The 17,383-nt window shown below is 65.0% G+C and carries 17 protein-coding genes and 1 tRNA gene; 6 read left to right on the top strand and 12 right to left on the bottom strand.

Going from position 1 to position 17,383, the window contains the following annotated elements:
* Positions 1-3 precede the first annotated feature (3 nt).
* The 10 genes from M0765_RS28510 to M0765_RS28555 form a co-directional block, all read right to left on the bottom strand.
* Positions 4-483 (bottom strand): NuoB/complex I 20 kDa subunit family protein, encoded by a 480-nt coding sequence (locus M0765_RS28510; RefSeq protein WP_012748606.1) that lies wholly within the window; start codon positions 481-483, stop codon positions 4-6.
* A 15-nt stretch (positions 484-498) separates the two neighbouring features.
* Positions 499-858, bottom strand: coding sequence for an NADH-quinone oxidoreductase subunit A (locus tag M0765_RS28515; RefSeq protein WP_012748607.1), 360 nt, complete (start codon positions 856-858; stop codon positions 499-501).
* 68 nt (positions 859-926) lie between these two features.
* A tRNA-Leu gene (locus M0765_RS28520) sits at positions 927-1,011 on the bottom strand.
* Between the two features lie 117 nt (positions 1,012-1,128).
* Positions 1,129-1,554 carry a preprotein translocase subunit SecG gene (gene secG / locus M0765_RS28525; RefSeq protein ID WP_126749731.1) on the bottom strand — a complete coding sequence of 142 codons (426 nt, stop codon included), beginning with the start codon at positions 1,552-1,554 and terminating at the stop codon, positions 1,129-1,131.
* 39 nt (positions 1,555-1,593) lie between these two features.
* Positions 1,594-2,379, bottom strand: coding sequence for a triose-phosphate isomerase (gene tpiA, locus M0765_RS28530; RefSeq protein WP_258507964.1), 786 nt, complete (start codon positions 2,377-2,379; stop codon positions 1,594-1,596).
* Entirely contained in the window at positions 2,373-3,371 is a 999-nt protein-coding gene (locus M0765_RS28535; protein WP_258507965.1) for an NAD(P)H-quinone oxidoreductase, read from the bottom strand. Before M0765_RS28535 ends, tpiA begins: the two co-directional genes overlap by 7 nt.
* Positions 3,372-3,458: 87 nt before the next feature.
* The gene (pnp, locus tag M0765_RS28540) at positions 3,459-5,774 is read right to left on the bottom strand and encodes a polyribonucleotide nucleotidyltransferase (protein ID WP_258507974.1); all 2,316 of its coding nucleotides are present in this window, start codon (positions 5,772-5,774) and stop codon (positions 3,459-3,461) included.
* Positions 5,775-5,990: 216 nt separating this feature from the next.
* Positions 5,991-6,257: a 30S ribosomal protein S15 gene (rpsO, locus tag M0765_RS28545; protein WP_007837783.1), complete on the bottom strand. Its 267-nt coding sequence runs from the start codon at positions 6,255-6,257 to the stop codon at positions 5,991-5,993.
* A gap of 115 nt (positions 6,258-6,372) precedes the next feature.
* A complete protein-coding gene (locus M0765_RS28550; RefSeq protein WP_258507987.1) occupies positions 6,373-7,527 on the bottom strand; it encodes a pyridoxal phosphate-dependent aminotransferase in 1,155 nt (384 codons plus the stop codon).
* A gap of 11 nt (positions 7,528-7,538) precedes the next feature.
* Complete coding sequence (locus tag M0765_RS28555) at positions 7,539-8,828, bottom strand: branched-chain amino acid ABC transporter substrate-binding protein (protein WP_258507989.1); 1,290 nt, start codon at positions 8,826-8,828, stop codon at positions 7,539-7,541.
* A 121-nt stretch (positions 8,829-8,949) separates the two neighbouring features.
* Between M0765_RS28555 and M0765_RS28560 the strand changes: the two genes are divergently transcribed.
* Both M0765_RS28560 and M0765_RS28565 read left to right on the top strand, forming a co-directional pair.
* Positions 8,950-9,321 (top strand): Hsp20/alpha crystallin family protein, encoded by a 372-nt coding sequence (locus tag M0765_RS28560; protein WP_258507990.1) that lies wholly within the window; start codon positions 8,950-8,952, stop codon positions 9,319-9,321.
* Positions 9,322-9,517: 196 nt separating this feature from the next.
* On the top strand, positions 9,518-10,276 hold the full coding sequence (locus M0765_RS28565) for an esterase family protein (protein ID WP_258507991.1): 759 nt from the start codon (positions 9,518-9,520) through the stop codon (positions 10,274-10,276).
* Here the strand turns inward: M0765_RS28565 and tsaD are convergent.
* Positions 10,212-11,273 (bottom strand): tRNA (adenosine(37)-N6)-threonylcarbamoyltransferase complex transferase subunit TsaD, encoded by a 1,062-nt coding sequence (gene tsaD, locus M0765_RS28570; protein ID WP_258507992.1) that lies wholly within the window; start codon positions 11,271-11,273, stop codon positions 10,212-10,214. The genes M0765_RS28565 and tsaD overlap by 65 nt on opposite strands.
* A gap of 76 nt (positions 11,274-11,349) precedes the next feature.
* Between tsaD and M0765_RS28575 the strand changes: the two genes are divergently transcribed.
* From M0765_RS28575 to M0765_RS28590, 4 genes are all read left to right on the top strand, one after another.
* Complete coding sequence (locus tag M0765_RS28575; protein WP_258507994.1) at positions 11,350-12,630, top strand: nitrate regulatory protein; 1,281 nt, start codon at positions 11,350-11,352, stop codon at positions 12,628-12,630.
* A gap of 358 nt (positions 12,631-12,988) precedes the next feature.
* Entirely contained in the window at positions 12,989-14,233 is a 1,245-nt protein-coding gene (locus M0765_RS28580) for a CmpA/NrtA family ABC transporter substrate-binding protein (protein ID WP_258507995.1), read from the top strand.
* A gap of 22 nt (positions 14,234-14,255) precedes the next feature.
* On the top strand, positions 14,256-15,194 hold the full coding sequence (gene ntrB, locus M0765_RS28585) for a nitrate ABC transporter permease (RefSeq protein ID WP_258507997.1): 939 nt from the start codon (positions 14,256-14,258) through the stop codon (positions 15,192-15,194).
* Between the two features lie 55 nt (positions 15,195-15,249).
* Complete coding sequence (locus M0765_RS28590; RefSeq protein WP_258507998.1) at positions 15,250-16,059, top strand: ABC transporter ATP-binding protein; 810 nt, start codon at positions 15,250-15,252, stop codon at positions 16,057-16,059.
* 25 nt (positions 16,060-16,084) lie between these two features.
* Here the strand turns inward: M0765_RS28590 and M0765_RS28595 are convergent, their stop codons facing one another.
* Complete coding sequence (locus M0765_RS28595; protein WP_258508000.1) at positions 16,085-17,377, bottom strand: ANTAR domain-containing protein; 1,293 nt, start codon at positions 17,375-17,377, stop codon at positions 16,085-16,087.
* Positions 17,378-17,383: the final 6 nt, after the last annotated feature.

Raw genomic sequence — 17,383 nt, forward strand, 5'->3', positions numbered from 1 at the left:
CTCTCAGGCGCGGGCAATGGTGTTGGTGCGGCGAATCTTCTGCTGCAGCTGGATCACACCGTAGAGCAAGGCTTCGGCGGTGGGCGGGCAACCCGGCACATAGACGTCCACCGGCACGATGCGGTCGCAGCCGCGCACCACCGAATAGCTGTAGTGGTAGTAGCCGCCGCCGTTGGCGCAGGAGCCCATGGAAAGAACCCAGCGCGGCTCGGGCATCTGGTCGTAGACCTTGCGCAGAGCGGGCGCCATCTTGTTGCACAGCGTGCCGGCCACGATCATCAGATCGGACTGCCGGGGGCTGGGCCGAAACAGCATGCCGAAACGGTCGATGTCATAGCGGGCCGCGCCCGCGTGCATCATTTCGACGGCACAGCAAGCCAGACCGAAAGTCATCGGCCAGAGTGATCCGGTCTTCGCCCAGTTCACCACCGAGTCGTAGGTGGTGGTGACGAAGCCTTCCTTCATGACGCCTTCAATGGCCATTTTGATGATTCCTTGTCATTCCCAGTCGAGCGCGCCTTTTTTCCACTCGTAGGCGAAGCCCACGACGAGGATGGCGAGAAAGATCATCATGGCCCAGAAGCCGACGGCGCCGATTTCCTTGAGCGCAATGGCCCACGGAAAGAGAAAGGCAATCTCGAGATCGAACAGGATGAAGAGAATGGCGACGAGGTAATAGCGCACGTCGAATTTCATGCGCGCATCCTCGAAGGCCTCGAAGCCACACTCGTAGGGAGCGTTCTTCGCTGCGTCGGGCCGATTGGGACCCAGGATGTAGCCGATGACTTGCGGTGCGACACCTACACCGACACCGACCAAAATAAACAAAAGGACGGGGAGATAGGAATCGAGGTTCATCGGGAGATTTTTCACCGCTTGCCACCGGCAGGAAAACGCTCTGGATGAGGTTTTCTGCCGGTGAGATTTGGTGCGGTCGGCGAGACTCGAACTCGCACAGCTTTCGCCACTACCCCCTCAAGATAGCGTGTCTACCAATTTCACCACGACCGCGGTTTTTTGTTCGGATGGCATGAGGTACCTGTGAAGGTGTTTGGCTTTCCGAACAGCTTTAGAGTTTACCCTGAAATGGAGCCGTTTCTCACTGGCGGCTCCATGAAAACAACTTGATTATTTGTTCGGGATCTGGCCCGGGCCCGAAACAGGCGCGGCAGGAGCCGAGGCAGGCGCATTGGCCGGCGCAGCGCCCGAGGTACCCGAGGGAATCTGGCCGGGAATTTGCCCTGCGGGAGCAGAAGCAGGCGTGGCGGGTGCACCGACAGCCGCGCGCTCCAGCAGGCTGCCGCCGCCGGCGGGCCGTGCGTGGCTGAAGTAGGCCAGCAGCAACGTGCACACAAAGAACACCGCCGCCAGCACTGCCGTGGTGCGCGAAAGGAAATTCGCGCTGCCGCTTGCGCCGAACAGGCTACCGGCGCTGCCGCTGCCGAAGGCCGCGCCCATGTCGGCGCCCTTGCCGTGCTGGATCAGGATCAGCCCGATCATTGCAAGGGCCGACAGCATCTGCACGCCGACCAAGAGATTGAGGACCACATTCATTCGTTCTTACTCCTAATTGATGTCAGCCGCCCCTCGCGTTCAGCGAGCGGCAGCGGAAATGATCTGCAAAAAGTCTGCTGCCTTGAGCGAAGCGCCGCCGATGAGGCCGCCATCGATGTCGGGCTGCGCCAGCAACTGGGCGGCGTTGGCCGCGTTCATGCTGCCGCCGTAGAGGATGCAGATGCCGGCCGCGTGTTCGCTGGCCGCATGGTGCAGTTGCGCACGCAGCACGGCGTGCACGGCCTGCGCCTGCTCGGGCGTGGCGGTCTTGCCGGTGCCGATGGCCCAGACGGGCTCATAGGCCACGACGATCTCGCTGATGCAGTGGCCATTGACGTGGATCACCGCGGCCAGCTGGCGCTTGACGACTTCTTCGGTATGCCCGGCTTCGCGCTCGGCCAGCGTTTCGCCCACGCAGACGATCGGCGTGATGCCGTTCGCGAGCGCAGCCGCCGTCTTGGCTGCCACCGCTTCGTCGGTTTCGCCGTGGTACTGGCGACGCTCCGAATGGCCGACGATGGCATAGCGCACGCCGAATTCCTTCAGCATGGCCGCCGATTGCTCGCCGGTGAACGCGCCTTGCGGGTGCGCCGAAATGTCCTGCGCACCAAGTGCAATGGCCTTCGAGTCCGCCAGCAGCGATTGCAGCTGCGCGAAATACGGAGCCGGCGCGCAAAGCGCGACATCGCAACTGGCCGGCGCAGCAGCCAGGCCCTGCAGCAACGCCTTGACCAGCGCCTCGTTGGCAGCCAGGCTGCCGTTCATCTTCCAGTTGCCGGCGATCAGCTTCTTCTTGGTTGTCATCGTGTTGTTGCCCGTCACCATGTCAGCACGATCTTGCCAATGTGCTGGTTGGATTCCATGAGTGCATGCGCCTGCGCCGCGCCGCTGGGTTCGCCGCCCGCTGCAAAGGTGCTGTGGATCACGGGCTTGACCGCGCCGCTTTCGAGCAGCGGCCAGACCTTTTCGCGCAGCGCCTTGGCAATGGCGCCCTTGAACGCCACCGGCCGGGGACGCAGCGTCGAGCCGGTGATCACCAGCCGCTTGCGCAGCACCAGGCCCGCATTGAAGTCGCTCTTGACGCCGCCCTGCACCGCGATGATCACCAGCCGGCCGTCTTCGGCCATGCATTCGATCTCGCGCGCCACGTAGTCGCCCGCGACCATGTCCAGGATCACGTCCACGCCCTTGCCGCCGGTGAGCTTCTTCGCCTCTTCGGCGAAATCGCTCGTGCGGTAGTTGATGGCGTGGTCCGCGCCCAGCTTCTTGCAGGCTTCGCACTTGTCGTCGCTGCCGGCCGTGACGATCACCGTCGCGCCCAGCGCCTTGGCAATCTGGATCGCCGTCACGCCGATGCCGCTCGAACCGCCCTGGATCAGCAGGGTTTCGCCCTTTTGCAGGCGGCCCCGGTCGAACACGTTGCTCCAGACGGTGAAGAAGGTCTCGGGCAGCGAAGCCGCCTCGATGTCGCTCCAGCCCCTGGGCACAGGAAGACATTGCGCCACGGGGGCCACGCACAGCTCGGCATAGCCGCCGCCGGCGATCAGCGCGCAGACGCGGTCGCCGATCTTGAAGCCCGCCTCGGCCAGGGCCGCAGCATCACCCGACACGATCTCGCCGGCGACTTCGAGGCCCGGCAGGTCGGAAGCGCCCGGCGGCACCGGATAGTGGCCCTTGCGCTGCAACACGTCCGGACGGTTCACGCCGCTGGCTGCGACGCGAATCAACAGTTCGCCCACGCCGGCCACCGGATCGGGACGCTCCACGGCGCGCAGCACCTCAGGGGCGCCGTACGAAGTGATTTCAATGGCTTTCATGGTCTTTGGCCTGCAACGCCCGTGTTCCGGGCGTGGTTAGCTGTTTAAAAAGTTGGCAACGGCGGCAAAGCTGCCGTTGCGCCCTTCTTACTCTTGCGGTTCGCGCGGTGCGTACGGCTGCTCGCCGGCGGGGGCCTGCGGCTGCTCGTTGCGCGGCTGCTGCTGCTCGTTGTTGAAACGAGGAGCACGTTCGCCGCCGCGGTCACCACCGCGGTCGCCACGGTCCGAACGCTCGCGACGCTCGCCGCCGCGATCACCGCGGTCGCCACGATCTTCACGCGGTGCACGTTCCTGGAATTCCATGCCTGCCGGACGCTCGCTCAGGGCCTTCATGGACAGCTTGACGCGGCCCTTTTCGTCCGTCTCGAGAACCTTGACCTTCACGATCTGGCCTTCGCTCAGATAGTCGGTCACCTTCTCGACGCGCTCGTGCGCGATCTGGCTGATGTGCAGCAGGCCGTCCTTGCCGGGCAGCAGGTTGATGAGCGCGCCGAAGTCCAGGATCTTGGTGACCGGGCCTTCGTAGACCTTGCCGATTTCGACTTCGGCGGTGATCTGCTCGATGCGCTTCTTGGCCAGCTCGGCCTTTTCCGGATCGGTCGAGGCGATGGTGATGGTGCCGTCTTCGTCGATGTTGATCGTCGTGCCGGTTTCTTCCTGCAGGCCGCGAATGACCGCGCCGCCCTTGCCGATCACGTCGCGGATCTTCTCGGGATTGATCTTGAGCGTGGTCAGGCGCGGTGCGAACTGCGACACCTCGGTCTTGGCTTCGCCCATGGCTTCCTGCATCTTGCCGAGAATGTGCATGCGCGCTTCCTTGGCCTGCGCCAGTGCGACCTGCATGATTTCCTTGGTGATGCCCTGGATCTTGATGTCCATCTGCAGCGCGGTGATGCCGTTGGTCGTGCCGGCCACCTTGAAGTCCATGTCGCCCAGGTGATCTTCGTCGCCCAGGATATCGGTCAGCACCGCAAAGCGGTTGTCTTCCTTGATCAGGCCCATGGCAATGCCGGCCACGTGCGCCTTCATCGGCACGCCGGCGTCCATCATCGAGAGGCAGCCGCCACAGACCGAAGCCATCGACGAGGAGCCGTTCGATTCAGTGATTTCCGACACCACGCGAATGGTGTACGGGAATTCTTCCTTGGTCGGCAGCACGGCGACGAGCGCGCGCTTGGCCAGGCGGCCGTGGCCGATTTCGCGGCGCTTGGTCGAGCCCATGCGGCCCACTTCACCGGTGGCGAAGGGAGGCATGTTGTAGTGGAACAGGAAGCGGTCTTCGTACTCGCCGGCCAGCGCATCGATGCGCTGTGCGTCGCGCTCGGTGCCGAGCGTGGTCACGACCAGGCCCTGCGTCTCGCCACGCGTGAACAGCGCCGAGCCGTGGGTGCGCGGCAGCACGGAGTTGCGGATCTCGATGGGGCGCACGGTGCGCGTGTCGCGGCCGTCGATGCGGGGTTCGCCCGACAGGATCTGGCTGCGGACGATCTTCGATTCGATCGAGAACAGCAGGTCGTTGACCTTGCCGGCGTCGAAGGGCTCGCCGCTTTCCTTCAGCGTGTTCATCACGCTGGCATTGGCTTCGCGCAGGGCTTGCGTGCGGGCTTGCTTGCTGCGAATCTGATAGACGGCGCGCAGCTTTTCTTCGGCCAGGCTCTTGACCTTGGCGACGAAGGCTTCGTCTTCGGCCGGCGGCTGCCAGTCCCACACCGGCTTGCCGGCGTCGCGCACGAGTTCATGAATCGCGTTGATCGCGATGTTGGCTTGTTCGTGGCCGAACACCACGCCGCCCAGCATGATTTCTTCGCTGAGTTGCTGCGCTTCGGATTCCACCATCAGCACGGCGGCTTCGGTACCGGCAACGACGAGGTCCATCTGCGAATCCTTGCGGGCGGTCTGGCCCGGATTCAGCACGTACTGGCCGTTGATGTAGCCCACGCGCGCAGCGCCGATCGGGCCGCTGAACGGAATGCCGGAAATCGACAGCGCGGCGCTCACGCCGATCATGGCGGCGATGTCGGCGTCGACTTCGGGGTTGAGCGACAGCGTGTGGATGACCACGTGCACTTCGTTCAGGAAGCCTTCGGGGAACAGCGGGCGGATCGGACGATCGATCAGGCGGCTGGTCAGCGTTTCGTGTTCGCTGGGCTTGGCTTCGCGCTTGAAGAAGCTGCCGGGGATCTTGCCCGCGGCATAGGTCTTCTCGATGTAATCGACGGTCAGCGGGAAGAAGTCCTGGCCGGGCTTTGCCGACTTGGAGGCCACCACGGTCGCCAGGACCACGGTTCCGTCGATGTCGACCACCACGGCGCCGCTGGCCTGGCGGGCGATTTCACCGGTTTCCATGACGACGGTCTTGTCGCCCCATTGGAAGGACTTGGTGACTTTGTTGAAGAGGCTCATGTTTTGCTCCTGTTTTGATAGCGATGGACCTGTATTCATCACAGGTTTCGCAGGGACGGAGGCTTCTCAGAACACGATGCCATTCCAGCGAAGCTCGGCGGGAACTTCATTGGAATGACACAGCTTCGCTCTGTTTTGGCACTCCGAAAGTGGATCGCGAAGTAAAAAACGCCTGAGCTAGCGGACTAACCCAGGCGTTTTTTCATGCGATTCGGTTTACTTGCGCAGACCCAGCTTGGCGATCAGCGCGGTGTAACGATCGGCGTCCTTGGACTTGAGGTAGTCCAGGAGCTTGCGGCGACGGCTCACCATGCGCAGCAGGCCGCGACGGCCGTGGTGGTCCTTGGCGTGCGTCTTGAAGTGGGGGGTGAGCTCGTTGATACGGGCGGTCAGCAGTGCGACTTGCACTTCGGGGCTACCGGTATCGTTGGCGGCGCGGGCGTTGTCTTTGACGACTTCGGCCTTGATGGAGGCTGCGATCATGTTGAATTTCCTTGTTCCGGGATGTTTGACTTGCGGTGAGCGCTGGAACTGCCCTCACCGTGCGCCTTGCGGCATGCAAAGCCTCGGGATTATAGCTCGCCCGGGGCTTGCGCGTTTACTGTCTGGATAGCCAGGTTTTCAGGCGCTCCACCCCCTGCACAAGGCGCTGCGGGTCCTTCGAAGCGAAGCACCAGCGCAGCCACCCCTGGGCTTCCGGAGCAAAGGCATTGCCGGGGGCCAGGCCGAGGCCAGCCTCTACGACCAGGCGCTTGGCAAGCTCGAGGGAGTCGCCGAAGCCTTCAAGGCGGAAAAAGGCGTACATGCCGCCCTTGGCCGGGGCTACCTGCACACCGGGCAAGGCTTCCAGCAGCGGCACCAGGGTGTCCCGGCACTGTTTCAGATGGGCGACCACGCGGGGCGTGATCTCCGCGGTGTGCTCGATGGCGGCCACGGCGGCTCGCTGGGTGAAAACGCTGGCGCAGGAGGTGTTGAACTCGATCAGCTTGCCGATGCCCTCGACCAGCGCGGGCGGCAGCACCAGCCAGCCAAGGCGCCACCCGGTCATGAGAAAGCTCTTCGAGAAGCTGTGTGTCACCACCAGCCGGTCGTCGGGTCTCGAAATGTCGAGAAAGCTCGGCGCGCAACCATTGGGCGGCTCGAAATACAGCCGCTCGTACACCTCGTCGGCCAGGATCCAGGTGCCGGTTTCGCGGCAGTGGTCGAGCACGGCCTGCTGCTCTTCGCGCGTCATGGTCCAGCCGGTCGGGTTGTTGGGCGCGTTGACGATCAGGAGCTTGGTCTTCGGCGTGACGGCCTTCCGCAAGGCTGCAAGGTCGAGCGTCCATTGGCCATCGGCAGGCACCAGCGACACCGTGCGCACCACCGCGCCAAGAATCGCGGGTTGCGCCGTCAGGTTGGGCCACACCGGCGTGACCGCAACCACTTCGTCGCCTGCATCGACCAGTGCCTGCACCGCCAGCATCAGCGCGCTCACGCCGCCGGAGGTCACGGCAATGCGCGAAGCATCGACCTTGGGGTGCAGCTTGCTGGTGTAGCCGGCAATTGCCTCGCGCAGTTCGGGCAGGCCGAGGTTGTGCGCATAGAAGGTTTCGCCGCGCTGCAGCGAGTCGATGGCCGCCTGGCGGATCACCTCGGGCGTGACTTCGTCGCTTTCGCCGAACCAGAAGGCGAGCACGTCGTCGCGGCCCAGACCGGCATTGGCAACCTCGCGGATCTTGGAGGCTTCGAGGTTGTGGATGGCTTCACGCATGAGTTGGTTTCCTAGCTTCTCTTCATCTTGCAGGTGGTCGGCAGTTCGGCGCGTTCGGGTGCGATGGTCTTGATCACGCGGAAGCCGTAGCCGGAGCCTTCGACATCGAACTGCACGCCCGGCCTGCCCTGCCTGTCCATCACGCCGACCACGAGTTGCTGCTGGAACTGATGGTCCGCCGCGCGCATGCGTCCGCGCTGTCCGTAGAGGCTCACATCGGCCTGTTCGAGCGCCCGCGCCACGGCCGCCGCATCGACGCTGCCCGCGCGCTCGATGGCCTGCGCCAGCGACTCCACCAGCAGTTGCATGCGCATGTGCACGTAGTCGTCGGCGGGCTTGGGAAAGCGCGCGCGGAACGCGCGATAGAACGCCTCGGACTGCGCCGTTTGCACGTTGGGCAGCCAGTCGGCCACCGCTATCACGCGGCCGATACCTGCATCGCCGATGGCGGCCGGCGCACCGAGAGCGTTGCCGTAGAAGGTATAGAAGGTGCCATTGAAGCCACCCTCGCGCGCCGCCTTCACGAGCAGCGTGAGGTCGTTGCCCCAATTGCCGGTGAACACCGCCTGCGCGCCGCTTGCAATGATCTTGCCGGCATAAGGCGCGAAGTCCTTCACCCTTCCCATCGGGTGCAGCTCGTCCCCGACGATTTCCACATCGGGCCGCTGCACGCCGAGCTGGCGTTTCGTCTCGCGCAGCACCGCCTGGCCAAAGCTGTAGTCCTGGCCGATGAGGTACGCGCGCTTGAGCGTTGCATCGTCCTTCACCACATCCATCAGCGCGGCTACGCGCATGTCGGCATGGGCATCGAAGCGAAAGTGCCAGAAGCTGCAGCGCTCGTTGGTGAGCACCGGATCGACCGCCGCGTAGTTGAGAAAGATCACGCGCCGCGACGGATCGCGTTCGTTGTTCTTTTCAATGGCATCGACCAACGCCGCGGCGGTGGCCGACGAGTTGCCCTGCAGCACGATGCGCGCACCGTCGTCCATGGCCGCGCGCAACGCCGACAGAGCTTCTTCGTTCTGCCCCTTGCTGTCGTAGCGGTCGAGCTGCAGCGGCCGCGCACCGCCGGGCACACCCGGCAGCTTGACGCCGCCGCGCGCATTCACGCGCTCCACGGCCCAGAGCAGATTGCGAAACACCGCTTCTCCGGTGTTGGCGAAGGGACCGCTCATGCTCTCGATAAGCGCCAGGCGAATGGGCGCCGGCGGCGTTTGCGCCGCTGCGGCAAAGGGGGCCGCGCATAGCGCCAGCGCCGCAAATTTCAAGGCCTTGCGACGCCAAATAAAGGGGGGATTCATTGTCTTGAAACGGTTGCGGCCGCGCCTAGATGTGGTGGCAAGCGGCACTCAGCATTGAATGGCCGCGCAGTGTAAGGGACACACATTCTTGTCCCCATTGTGTTCATTCAGGAGTTCTTTCATGTTTTTCGCACCCGCCCTTCATACCGCCCGCTTTGCTCCGCGTTCGTACGACCGCGCCTTCGAGCGTTTCGTCAACGAAGCCTTTGCCGGCGCACGCAAGTCGCCGCTCGTCGAACAGGACGACAAGAGCTGGACGCTTTCCATCGATGTGCCCGGCCTTTCGCGCGAAGACCTCACCATCGGCATCGAGGGCACCGTGGTCCGCATCGACAGCAAGGCCGAAGCCAAGCGCCAGTTCAAGGCCGCGTACGAGTTGCCGCAAGACATCGACGTGAGCGCGAGCGAAGCCAAGCTTGAGAACGGCGTGCTCACGCTCAAGCTGGGCAAGCAAGTGCCGGTGAGCCGCGTTTCGGAGCTGCAGATCAACTGATCTTGCAATGCCCACGAGAGGAAAGTGTCGTTAACTATTGTTTTTGACTTTGAAGACGCTCCCTAATCACAATAGGGCAGTGAATAACGTCACATCATGTGACGTATTCACATTTTTCTTCTTTCTTCTTCGTGGGCGTCTCGCAAACGCACCGAATCGCTGACGGTGCGGATTCGGGTGCCCCTAAAGGCACGCCATGATCACGCACCTCAAGTCAGCCAATGACAATGAACGGTCCGATACGCTCCTGGTATTCCTGCCCGGTGCCTATCTCAAACCCGACGAATTCGAACGCGAAGGTTTCATCAGCGCCGTGCGAGAGCGCCATCTGGCCGCCGACTCGCTGCTGGTGGACGCCGACGTTTCCTACTACTACGACCAGACGCTCAGCGACCGCCTGCATGCGGACGTCATCGAGCCGCAGCGCGCCAAGGGCTACAAGTCGATCTGGCTCGTGGGCATTTCCATCGGCGGCTTCGGCGCGCTGATCCACGAGTTGTCCAGGCCGGGCTCGGTCGACGGCATCGTCGCGCTGGCACCCTACCTGGGGCGGCGCGTTCTGGGCGCCGAAATCCACAAGGCCGGCGGCCTGCGCACCTGGCAGGCGCCCACCGGCCCGCAGCCCGACGAGGAAGTCGACCGCAAGCTGTGGCCCTGGTTTCAGCAATACCTGGAACCCCAAAGATCCAAGAACCTGCCGCAGCTCTACCTGGGGTTCGGCCTGAGCGACCGTTTTGCGAGCAACCACAAGCTGCTGGCGGATGCGCTGCCCGAAGGGCGCGTGTTCACCACCGAAGGCGGCCACGACTGGCCGCAGTGGCGGCAGCTGTGGCGCAACATGCTCGACGTGCTGCCGGTGCCGTCGCTCGGCCGGGCGCAGCGCCCCGCTGCTACGCGGGCACCTGCGGCGCCGCCTCGGATGCCATCAGCGAAGCCATGGGCCATCGCGGCTTGACGTCGAAGGCATAGCGCGCGCTGGCCTGCGCCAGGCCCGACTGCAGCCGCATGGCGGCCGCCATTGCGATCATTGCGCCGTTGTCGGTGCACAGGTGCAGCTCGGGGTAGTGCACACGTACGCCGCGCCTGGCGCAGGCGGCGTTCAGTTGTTCCCGCAGGCTTCGATTCGCGCCCACGCCGCCCGCAACGACCAACCGCTTCAGGCCGGTCTGCCCGAGCGCGGCCAGCGACTTCTTCAGCAGCACCTCGACGATGGCCGCTTGCGTGGAAGCGGCCAGGTCGGCCTTGCTCGCCTCCAGCCCGGCGCCGAGCTTCTTGGCCTGCGTCAGCACCGCGGTCTTCAGCCCGGCGAATGAAAAATCCAGATCGCCGCTGTGCAGGAGCGGCCGCGGCAGCTTGAATGCCTCGGCATTGCCCTCTTCCGCCAGCTTGGCCAGCCACGGGCCGCCCGGATACGGCAGGCCCATGAGCTTGGCGCTCTTGTCGAAAGCCTCGCCCGCCGCATCGTCGATGGTTTCGCCCAGCAGTTCGTAGCGCCCCACACCGTCGACCCGCATCAACTGCGTGTGCCCGCCGGAAACCAGCAGCGCCACGAACGGAAACTCCGGCGGGTCCGCGCTCAGGAAGGGCGACAGCAGGTGCCCCTCGAGGTGATGCACCCCGAGCACCGGCTTGCCGAGCGCCGCCCCCAACGCGCACGCCACGCCTGCGCCCACCAGCAAGGCCCCGGCAAGGCCCGGGCCGCGCGTGTAGGCGACCACGTCGATATCGGTCAGCGCCCGCCCGGCTTCCGCCATGACGGCTTCGGTCAGCGGCAGCACGCGGCGAATATGGTCGCGGCTGGCGAGTTCGGGCACCACGCCGCCGTAGGCCTGGTGCATGGCGATCTGGCTGTGCAGCGCGTGCGAGCGCAACAGCGGCAGTGCGTCGCCGTGCGATTCGACCAGCGCCACGCCGGTTTCGTCGCAGGAGGATTCGATTCCCAGAAGAAGCATCCGCAGGAGTGTAGGCGGCGCAGAATGCCCGTGCGGCACGGATGTTGCAGCAAGCCTTTTGCCTCCCCTCCCCGCCATGAAATCCGGACTGAATTTCCTGATCGCCGCCAGAAAGTGCGAAATCGACGAGCTCGACCAGCTCGCGCGCACCAGCGACCTGGTCGGGCTGATCGCCCGGCTGGTTCATGCGCTGCAGCGGGAGCGCGGCATGTCCAACGTGTTTCTCGCCTCGCGCGGGGTCCGCTTTGCCGACCAGCGCGATCCGCAGATCGCCGAATGCCTGGCGCTCGAGCAGGAGGTGCGCGCCGGCTTCGACCAGCTCGAAACCGAAGGCCGACCGGGCGCCACCGCGGGCAACAGCGCCCGCCTCTTCAGCCGCATTGCCTGGGTGCTTCCCGGCCTGGACGGCCTGCCCGCGCTGCGCCGCCGCGTCGGTGCGCTCGAACTGACGCCCGCGCAGGCCACCGCCGCTTACGCCAAGCTCGTTGCAGGCCTGCTGGCGGTGGTGTTCGAGGCCGCCGACGGCGCCACCGACCCCGAGATTTCGCGCCTGCTCGTCGCGATGTTCAACTTCATGCAGGGCAAGGAATTTGCCGGCCAGGAGCGCGCCTTCGGAGCCGGGTCATTGGCGGTGGGGCGTACCGACGAGGCGCAGCGCCAGCAATGGCTGCACCTCATCGAGCTGCAGGAGCGCTGCTTCCAGGTGTTCATCGACTTTTCCAGCAGCGGCGTGCTTGCGCTATGGCACCAGAGCCAGTCCGACGCCGTCATGGCCGAGATCGAGCGCCTGCGCCGCATGAGCGTGACCTCGGCCCAGGCGGCTTCGGCGGCCGCGCCCGATCCCCGGCTGAGCCAGAACTGGTTCGACTGCTGCACCCGCCGCATCGACGCCATGAAGACCGTCGAACACCGGCTGGCCGAAGAACTGCGCGAACTCTGCGCCCGCAAGATCGCGCAGGCCCGCGGCGAACTGCAGAAATACCACGAGGTGCTCGGCACCCTCGCGCCGCAGGCCGAAGGCGCGGTCTTCTTCGACGACATCGGTGCGGAGGCCACGGCGCCGGCGCAGTACGGGCGGCACCTCGAACGCTCGGTGCTCGACATGGTGCAGGAGCAATCGCACCGGCTGCAGGCCATGAGCGAAGAGCTCGAAACCGTTCGCGCCTCCCTTAACGAGCGCAAGCTGGTCGAACGCGCCAAGGGCCTCCTGATGGCGCACCGCCGCATGAGCGAGAACGAAGCCCACAAGATGCTGCTGCAGACCGCCATGAACCAGAAGCGCCGCCTGGTGGACGTGGCCGAGTCGATGCTCGCCATGGCCGACTACCTGCCCCTGGATACGGCGTCGCGGCGCTGAACGGCCGCGTGCATTGCGTTCGAAATGGTGCGGCGCACAACAAGCGTGCATGGCGCCGACTTTCCGTCTCAGCTGCCCTGCGCACCCAGTGGCAGCCGCTCTTTTGCTGCCTATTCGATAGCAAGGCGATAGCAAAACACGGTCGATAAAGCTGGCACGCAGTTTGCTGAAGTAGTACATGGACCCCTGGGTCCGAGGCAGGCAGCACCCAACGGCGGGTGTTGCCCACCGAAATTGGACAAAGGCGTCCCCCATCCCGCAAGGGCTCGTTTTCGAGCAGCCCCTGCGCGGTGCGGGACGCCTTTTTGTTTTCTGCCTTCCTTTTGTTTGTTGTTGTTCTTCAACCGGAGCCCGCCACATGACCGACCTGCTGAAAACCCGTCTCAGCCGCCGCCGCGTACTGCAAGCCGCCGCCATTGGCGCCGTGGGAATCGATCCCGCCCTGCGCGCCGCCGTCTGGGCCCAGGGCTCCGACAAGCCGGAAAAGGAAGAAGTGAAGATCGGCTTCATTCCCCTGACCGACTGCGCCAGCGTGGTGATGGCCTCGGTGCTGGGCATCGACAAGAAGTACGGCGTGAAGATCGTGCCCAGCAAGGAAGCCAGCTGGGCCGGCGTGCGCGACAAGCTCTCCAATGGCGACCTGGACATGGCGCACGTGCTCTACGGCCTTGTCTACGGCATGCACCTGGGCCTGAGCGGCCCCAAGAAGGACATGGCCGTGCTCATGACCCTCAACAACAACGGCCAGGCCATCACGCTGTCGAAGAAGCTGGCGGACAAGGGTGCGGTGGATGCCGCCTCGCTCGCCAAGCTCATCGCCACCGAAAAGCGCGAATACACCTTTGCGCAGACCTTTCCCACGGGCACCCACGCAATGTGGCTCTACTACTGGCTGGCCTCGGCCGGCATCGACCCGTTCAAGGACGTCAAGAACATCACCGTGCCGCCTCCGCAGATGGTGGCCAACATGCGCGTCGGCAACATGGACGGCTACTGCGTGGGCGAGCCCTGGGGCCAGCGCGCGATCATGGACGGCATCGGCGTGACAGCGATCACCACGCAGGACATCTGGAAGGACCATCCGGAGAAGGTGCTCGGCACCACGGGCGACTTCGTCAAGAAGTACCCCAACACCGCGCGCGCCGTGACCGCGGCCATCATCGAAGCGGGCAAGTGGATCGACACCGGCCTGCAGAACAAGAACAAGATGGCCGAGACCATTGCCGACAAGAGCTACGTCAACACCAGCGTCGATGCCATCAACCAGCGCATCCTGGGCCGCTATGTCAACGGCATGGGCAAGAGCTGGGACGACCCCAACCACATGAAGTTCTACAACGGCGGCGCCGTGAGCTTCCCCTACCTGTCGGACGGCATGTGGTTCCTCACGCAGCACAAGCGCTGGGGCTTGCTGAAGGAGCACCCGGACTACCTGAAGGTGGCCACCGAGATCAACCGCATCGACATCTACAAGCAGGCCGCCGCCGCCACGCAGACGCCGGTTCCCAAGGACGTGACGCGCACCAGCAAGCTGTTCGACGGCTCCGTGTGGGACGGCAAGGACCCGAAGAAATATGCCGACTCTTTCAAGATCCACGTCTGAGACGCCTGAGGAGAAACACACCATGGTCAGCGCCGTATTTCATTCGCCCCTGGATGCCTCGCTCCCTCTTCCGCGTGCGGGAGAGGGCCGGGGTGAGGGTGCGCCCCGCGCAGAAGCTGCCCCCCTCCCCACCCCACTCCTCAAAGTGGAGAAGGAGCAAAAGCAACGCACATCCATCGACCTGCGCGCCTTCTGGATGCGCGTGCTCCCACCGCTCGCGGGCTTCGGCCTGCTGGTGCTGATCTGGGAGCTGGTCGCCATGAAGAGCACCACCGGCTTTCCTTCGCCGCTCGCCACCTGGCAGCAGGCGCTCACGGTGTTCAGCGATCCGTTCTACAGCAAGGGGCCGAACGACCAGGGTGTGGGCTGGAATGTGCTCTCGTCGCTGCAGCGCGTGGCATTGGGCTTCGGGCTCGCGGCTGCAGTCGGTATTCCGGCTGGCTTTGCCATCGGACGCTTCGAGTTTCTTTCGCGCATGTTCAATCCGCTGATCAGCCTGCTGCGCCCCGTGTCGCCGCTGGCGTGGCTGCCGATCGGCCTGCTGGTGTTCAAGGGCGCCAACCCGGCCGCCATCTGGACCATCTTCATCTGCTCGATCTGGCCGATGGTGATCAACACCGCCGTGGGCGTGCAGCGCGTGCCGAGCGACTACATGAACGTGGCCAAGGTGCTCAACCTCAGCGAATGGAAGATCTTCACCAAGATCCTCTTCCCCGCCGTGCTGCCCTACATGCTGACCGGCGTTCGCCTGGCGGTGGGCACCGCCTGGCTGGTGATCGTTGCGGCCGAAATGCTCACCGGCGGCGTCGGCATCGGCTTCTGGGTGTGGGACGAGTGGAACAACCTCAACGTCGCCAACATCATCATCGCGATCTTCGTCATCGGCATCGTCGGCCTGGTGCTGGAGTTCGCGCTCATCAAGCTTGCAACCGCGTTCACGTTCGAAGAGGTGAAGTCATGAGCCGCACGGCCGTTCTGAAGGCGAATACCGCAGCGCTGCTGCGCGGAGGTTTCCAATGAATGACGATTCCAAGTACATCGAGATCCACGACGTCGAGCAGCGCTTCAAGACCGCCAAGGGCAGCTTCCTGGCGCTGCAGGGCATCAACCTGAACGTGGCCAAGGGCGAGTTCATCACGCTCATCGGCCATTCGGGCTGCGGCAAGTCGACGCTGCTGAACCTGATTGCCGGCCTGACGACGCCCACGCAGGGCGTGCTGCTGTGCGCCAACCGCGAAATCAAGGGCCCCGGCCCCGAGCGCGCGGTGGTCTTCCAGAACCACTCGCTGCTGCCCTGGCTCACCTGCTTCGAGAACGTGTACCTCGCGGTCGAGCGCGTCTTTGCCGCCACCGAGAACAAGGCGCAGTTGCGCGCACGCACCGATGCGGCGCTCGCAATGGTCGGCCTTACGCCAGCAGCGCAAAAGCGCCCCGGCGAGATCTCGGGCGGCATGAAGCAGCGCGTGGGCATTGCACGCGCTCTCTCGATGGAACCCAAGGTGCTGCTGATGGACGAACCCTTCGGCGCCCTGGACGCGCTCACGCGCGCCAAGCTGCAGGACGAACTGCTCGGCATCGTGCAGAAGACCCAGAGCACCGTCGTCATGGTCACGCACGACGTCGACGAAGCGGTGCTGCTGAGCGACCGCATCGTGATGCTCACCAACGGCCCGGCCGCCACCATCGGCGAAGTGCTGAAGGTCGACATCGCACGTCCGCGCAACCGCGTCGAACTGGCCGAAGACCCGACCTATGTGCACGCCCGCAAGGCGGTGATCGATTTTCTCTACACGCGCCAGGCGCACGTGGAGAAGGTTGCGGCCTGACACCGCCGGCACGGCACAACCGGAGTCAGGACATGATGACTTGCAGGCTGTGCTCGTACCAGGCGGTGAGCCGCTCGAAAGTGTCCACCAGCGCTTCGCTGGAACGCACCAGCGTGGCGCGGCCTTCAGGGCTTTCGAGTGCCTGCACGCCGCCGACCAGGCGCAGCCATTCGTCCCGCGCGGCCGCCAGTGCAGCGCGAATCTCGGGTGAACTGAGGGGCGCGCGCTCCAGCTCCAGCAGCGCCGCCTCGAACTCGTTCATGGTCGGCAGCAGCCGTTCGCGCGAAGGCCCTGCAGCGAGCGCCGAAGCCAGCAACGCGTCCTTGGCCAGGCGCTGTGCGCGCATGCGCTGCCGCCCGCAGATGTTGACGATGCGCAGCGCACGCCGCGCGCCGGAGGCTTCGAGCGCATCGGTCAGCGCCTCGGCCGCGGCCAGCAGCTCGTCGCCGAGCTTGTCGATGTCAGCCAGCGCCTGCGGCACCGCGCGCGCCGCCAGCGCGGCGGAAAGCCCGCTCCACGCAGCCTGCACATCGCCCAGCGCGCCCGCGCCCGGGGCGCCCAGCTCAAGGGTGGCCAGGTGATCCAGGTTCTGCTGCACCCGCTCGACCGATTGCGTGCGCAACACGCGCGCACGCTGCACGTCGATGCCGGCAAGCATCTGAGCGGCAATCCGCACCAGCCGCTGCGACAGCATGCGCAGTTGCCCGGCGCGGTTGATCGCGTCGGCCCACTGCGCGGCCTCGATTACCGAGCGCGACACCTCGCCCAGCCGCAGGTTGGCATGCATGGCCGCGCCGCGGAGCAAGCCGAAGGCCTCGTCCTCCCCGATGCCGCGGGACGACATCAGCAGGCCCTTGGCGCGGTCGACCCATTTGCGTTCATCCATGCGCGTGCGCAAGCCGTCGAGTTCGGTGCGCAGCGCGGCCTCGCGTTCACGCCGGACCGGCGCGAGGGTCATCAGCGCGCGAAGCGAGGTGCCATCGAAAGCTTCGATCGGCAGCCACGCATGCACGCCCAGAGCAACCAGCGCTTCGTGCTGGGCGCTGTCCAGCGGTGCGCTGACGAGGCTCAGCCCGCAAGGAGGCGTGCCCTTCCATTCGCCGACAGCATCGAGCAGCGCCTGCAGCTGTTGCGCCGGTGCGGGCAGCCAGGCCATCACCTGTTGCGGTGCAAGCGCACCCACCTTCTGCACCAGCGTGTGGCAGGTGCTCCGCTCGACGGCAGCGACGCCGGTGCTCGCCAGCGCCTGCTGCAGAGGCTCCGGCAGCGGCGCGGATTCGGCGAAATCATTGGGCAGAACGACAAGAAGGGACATCATGGAAAA

This window comes from Variovorax sp. S12S4 (genome assembly GCF_023195515.1).
Lineage (GTDB): Bacteria > Pseudomonadota > Gammaproteobacteria > Burkholderiales > Burkholderiaceae_C > Variovorax.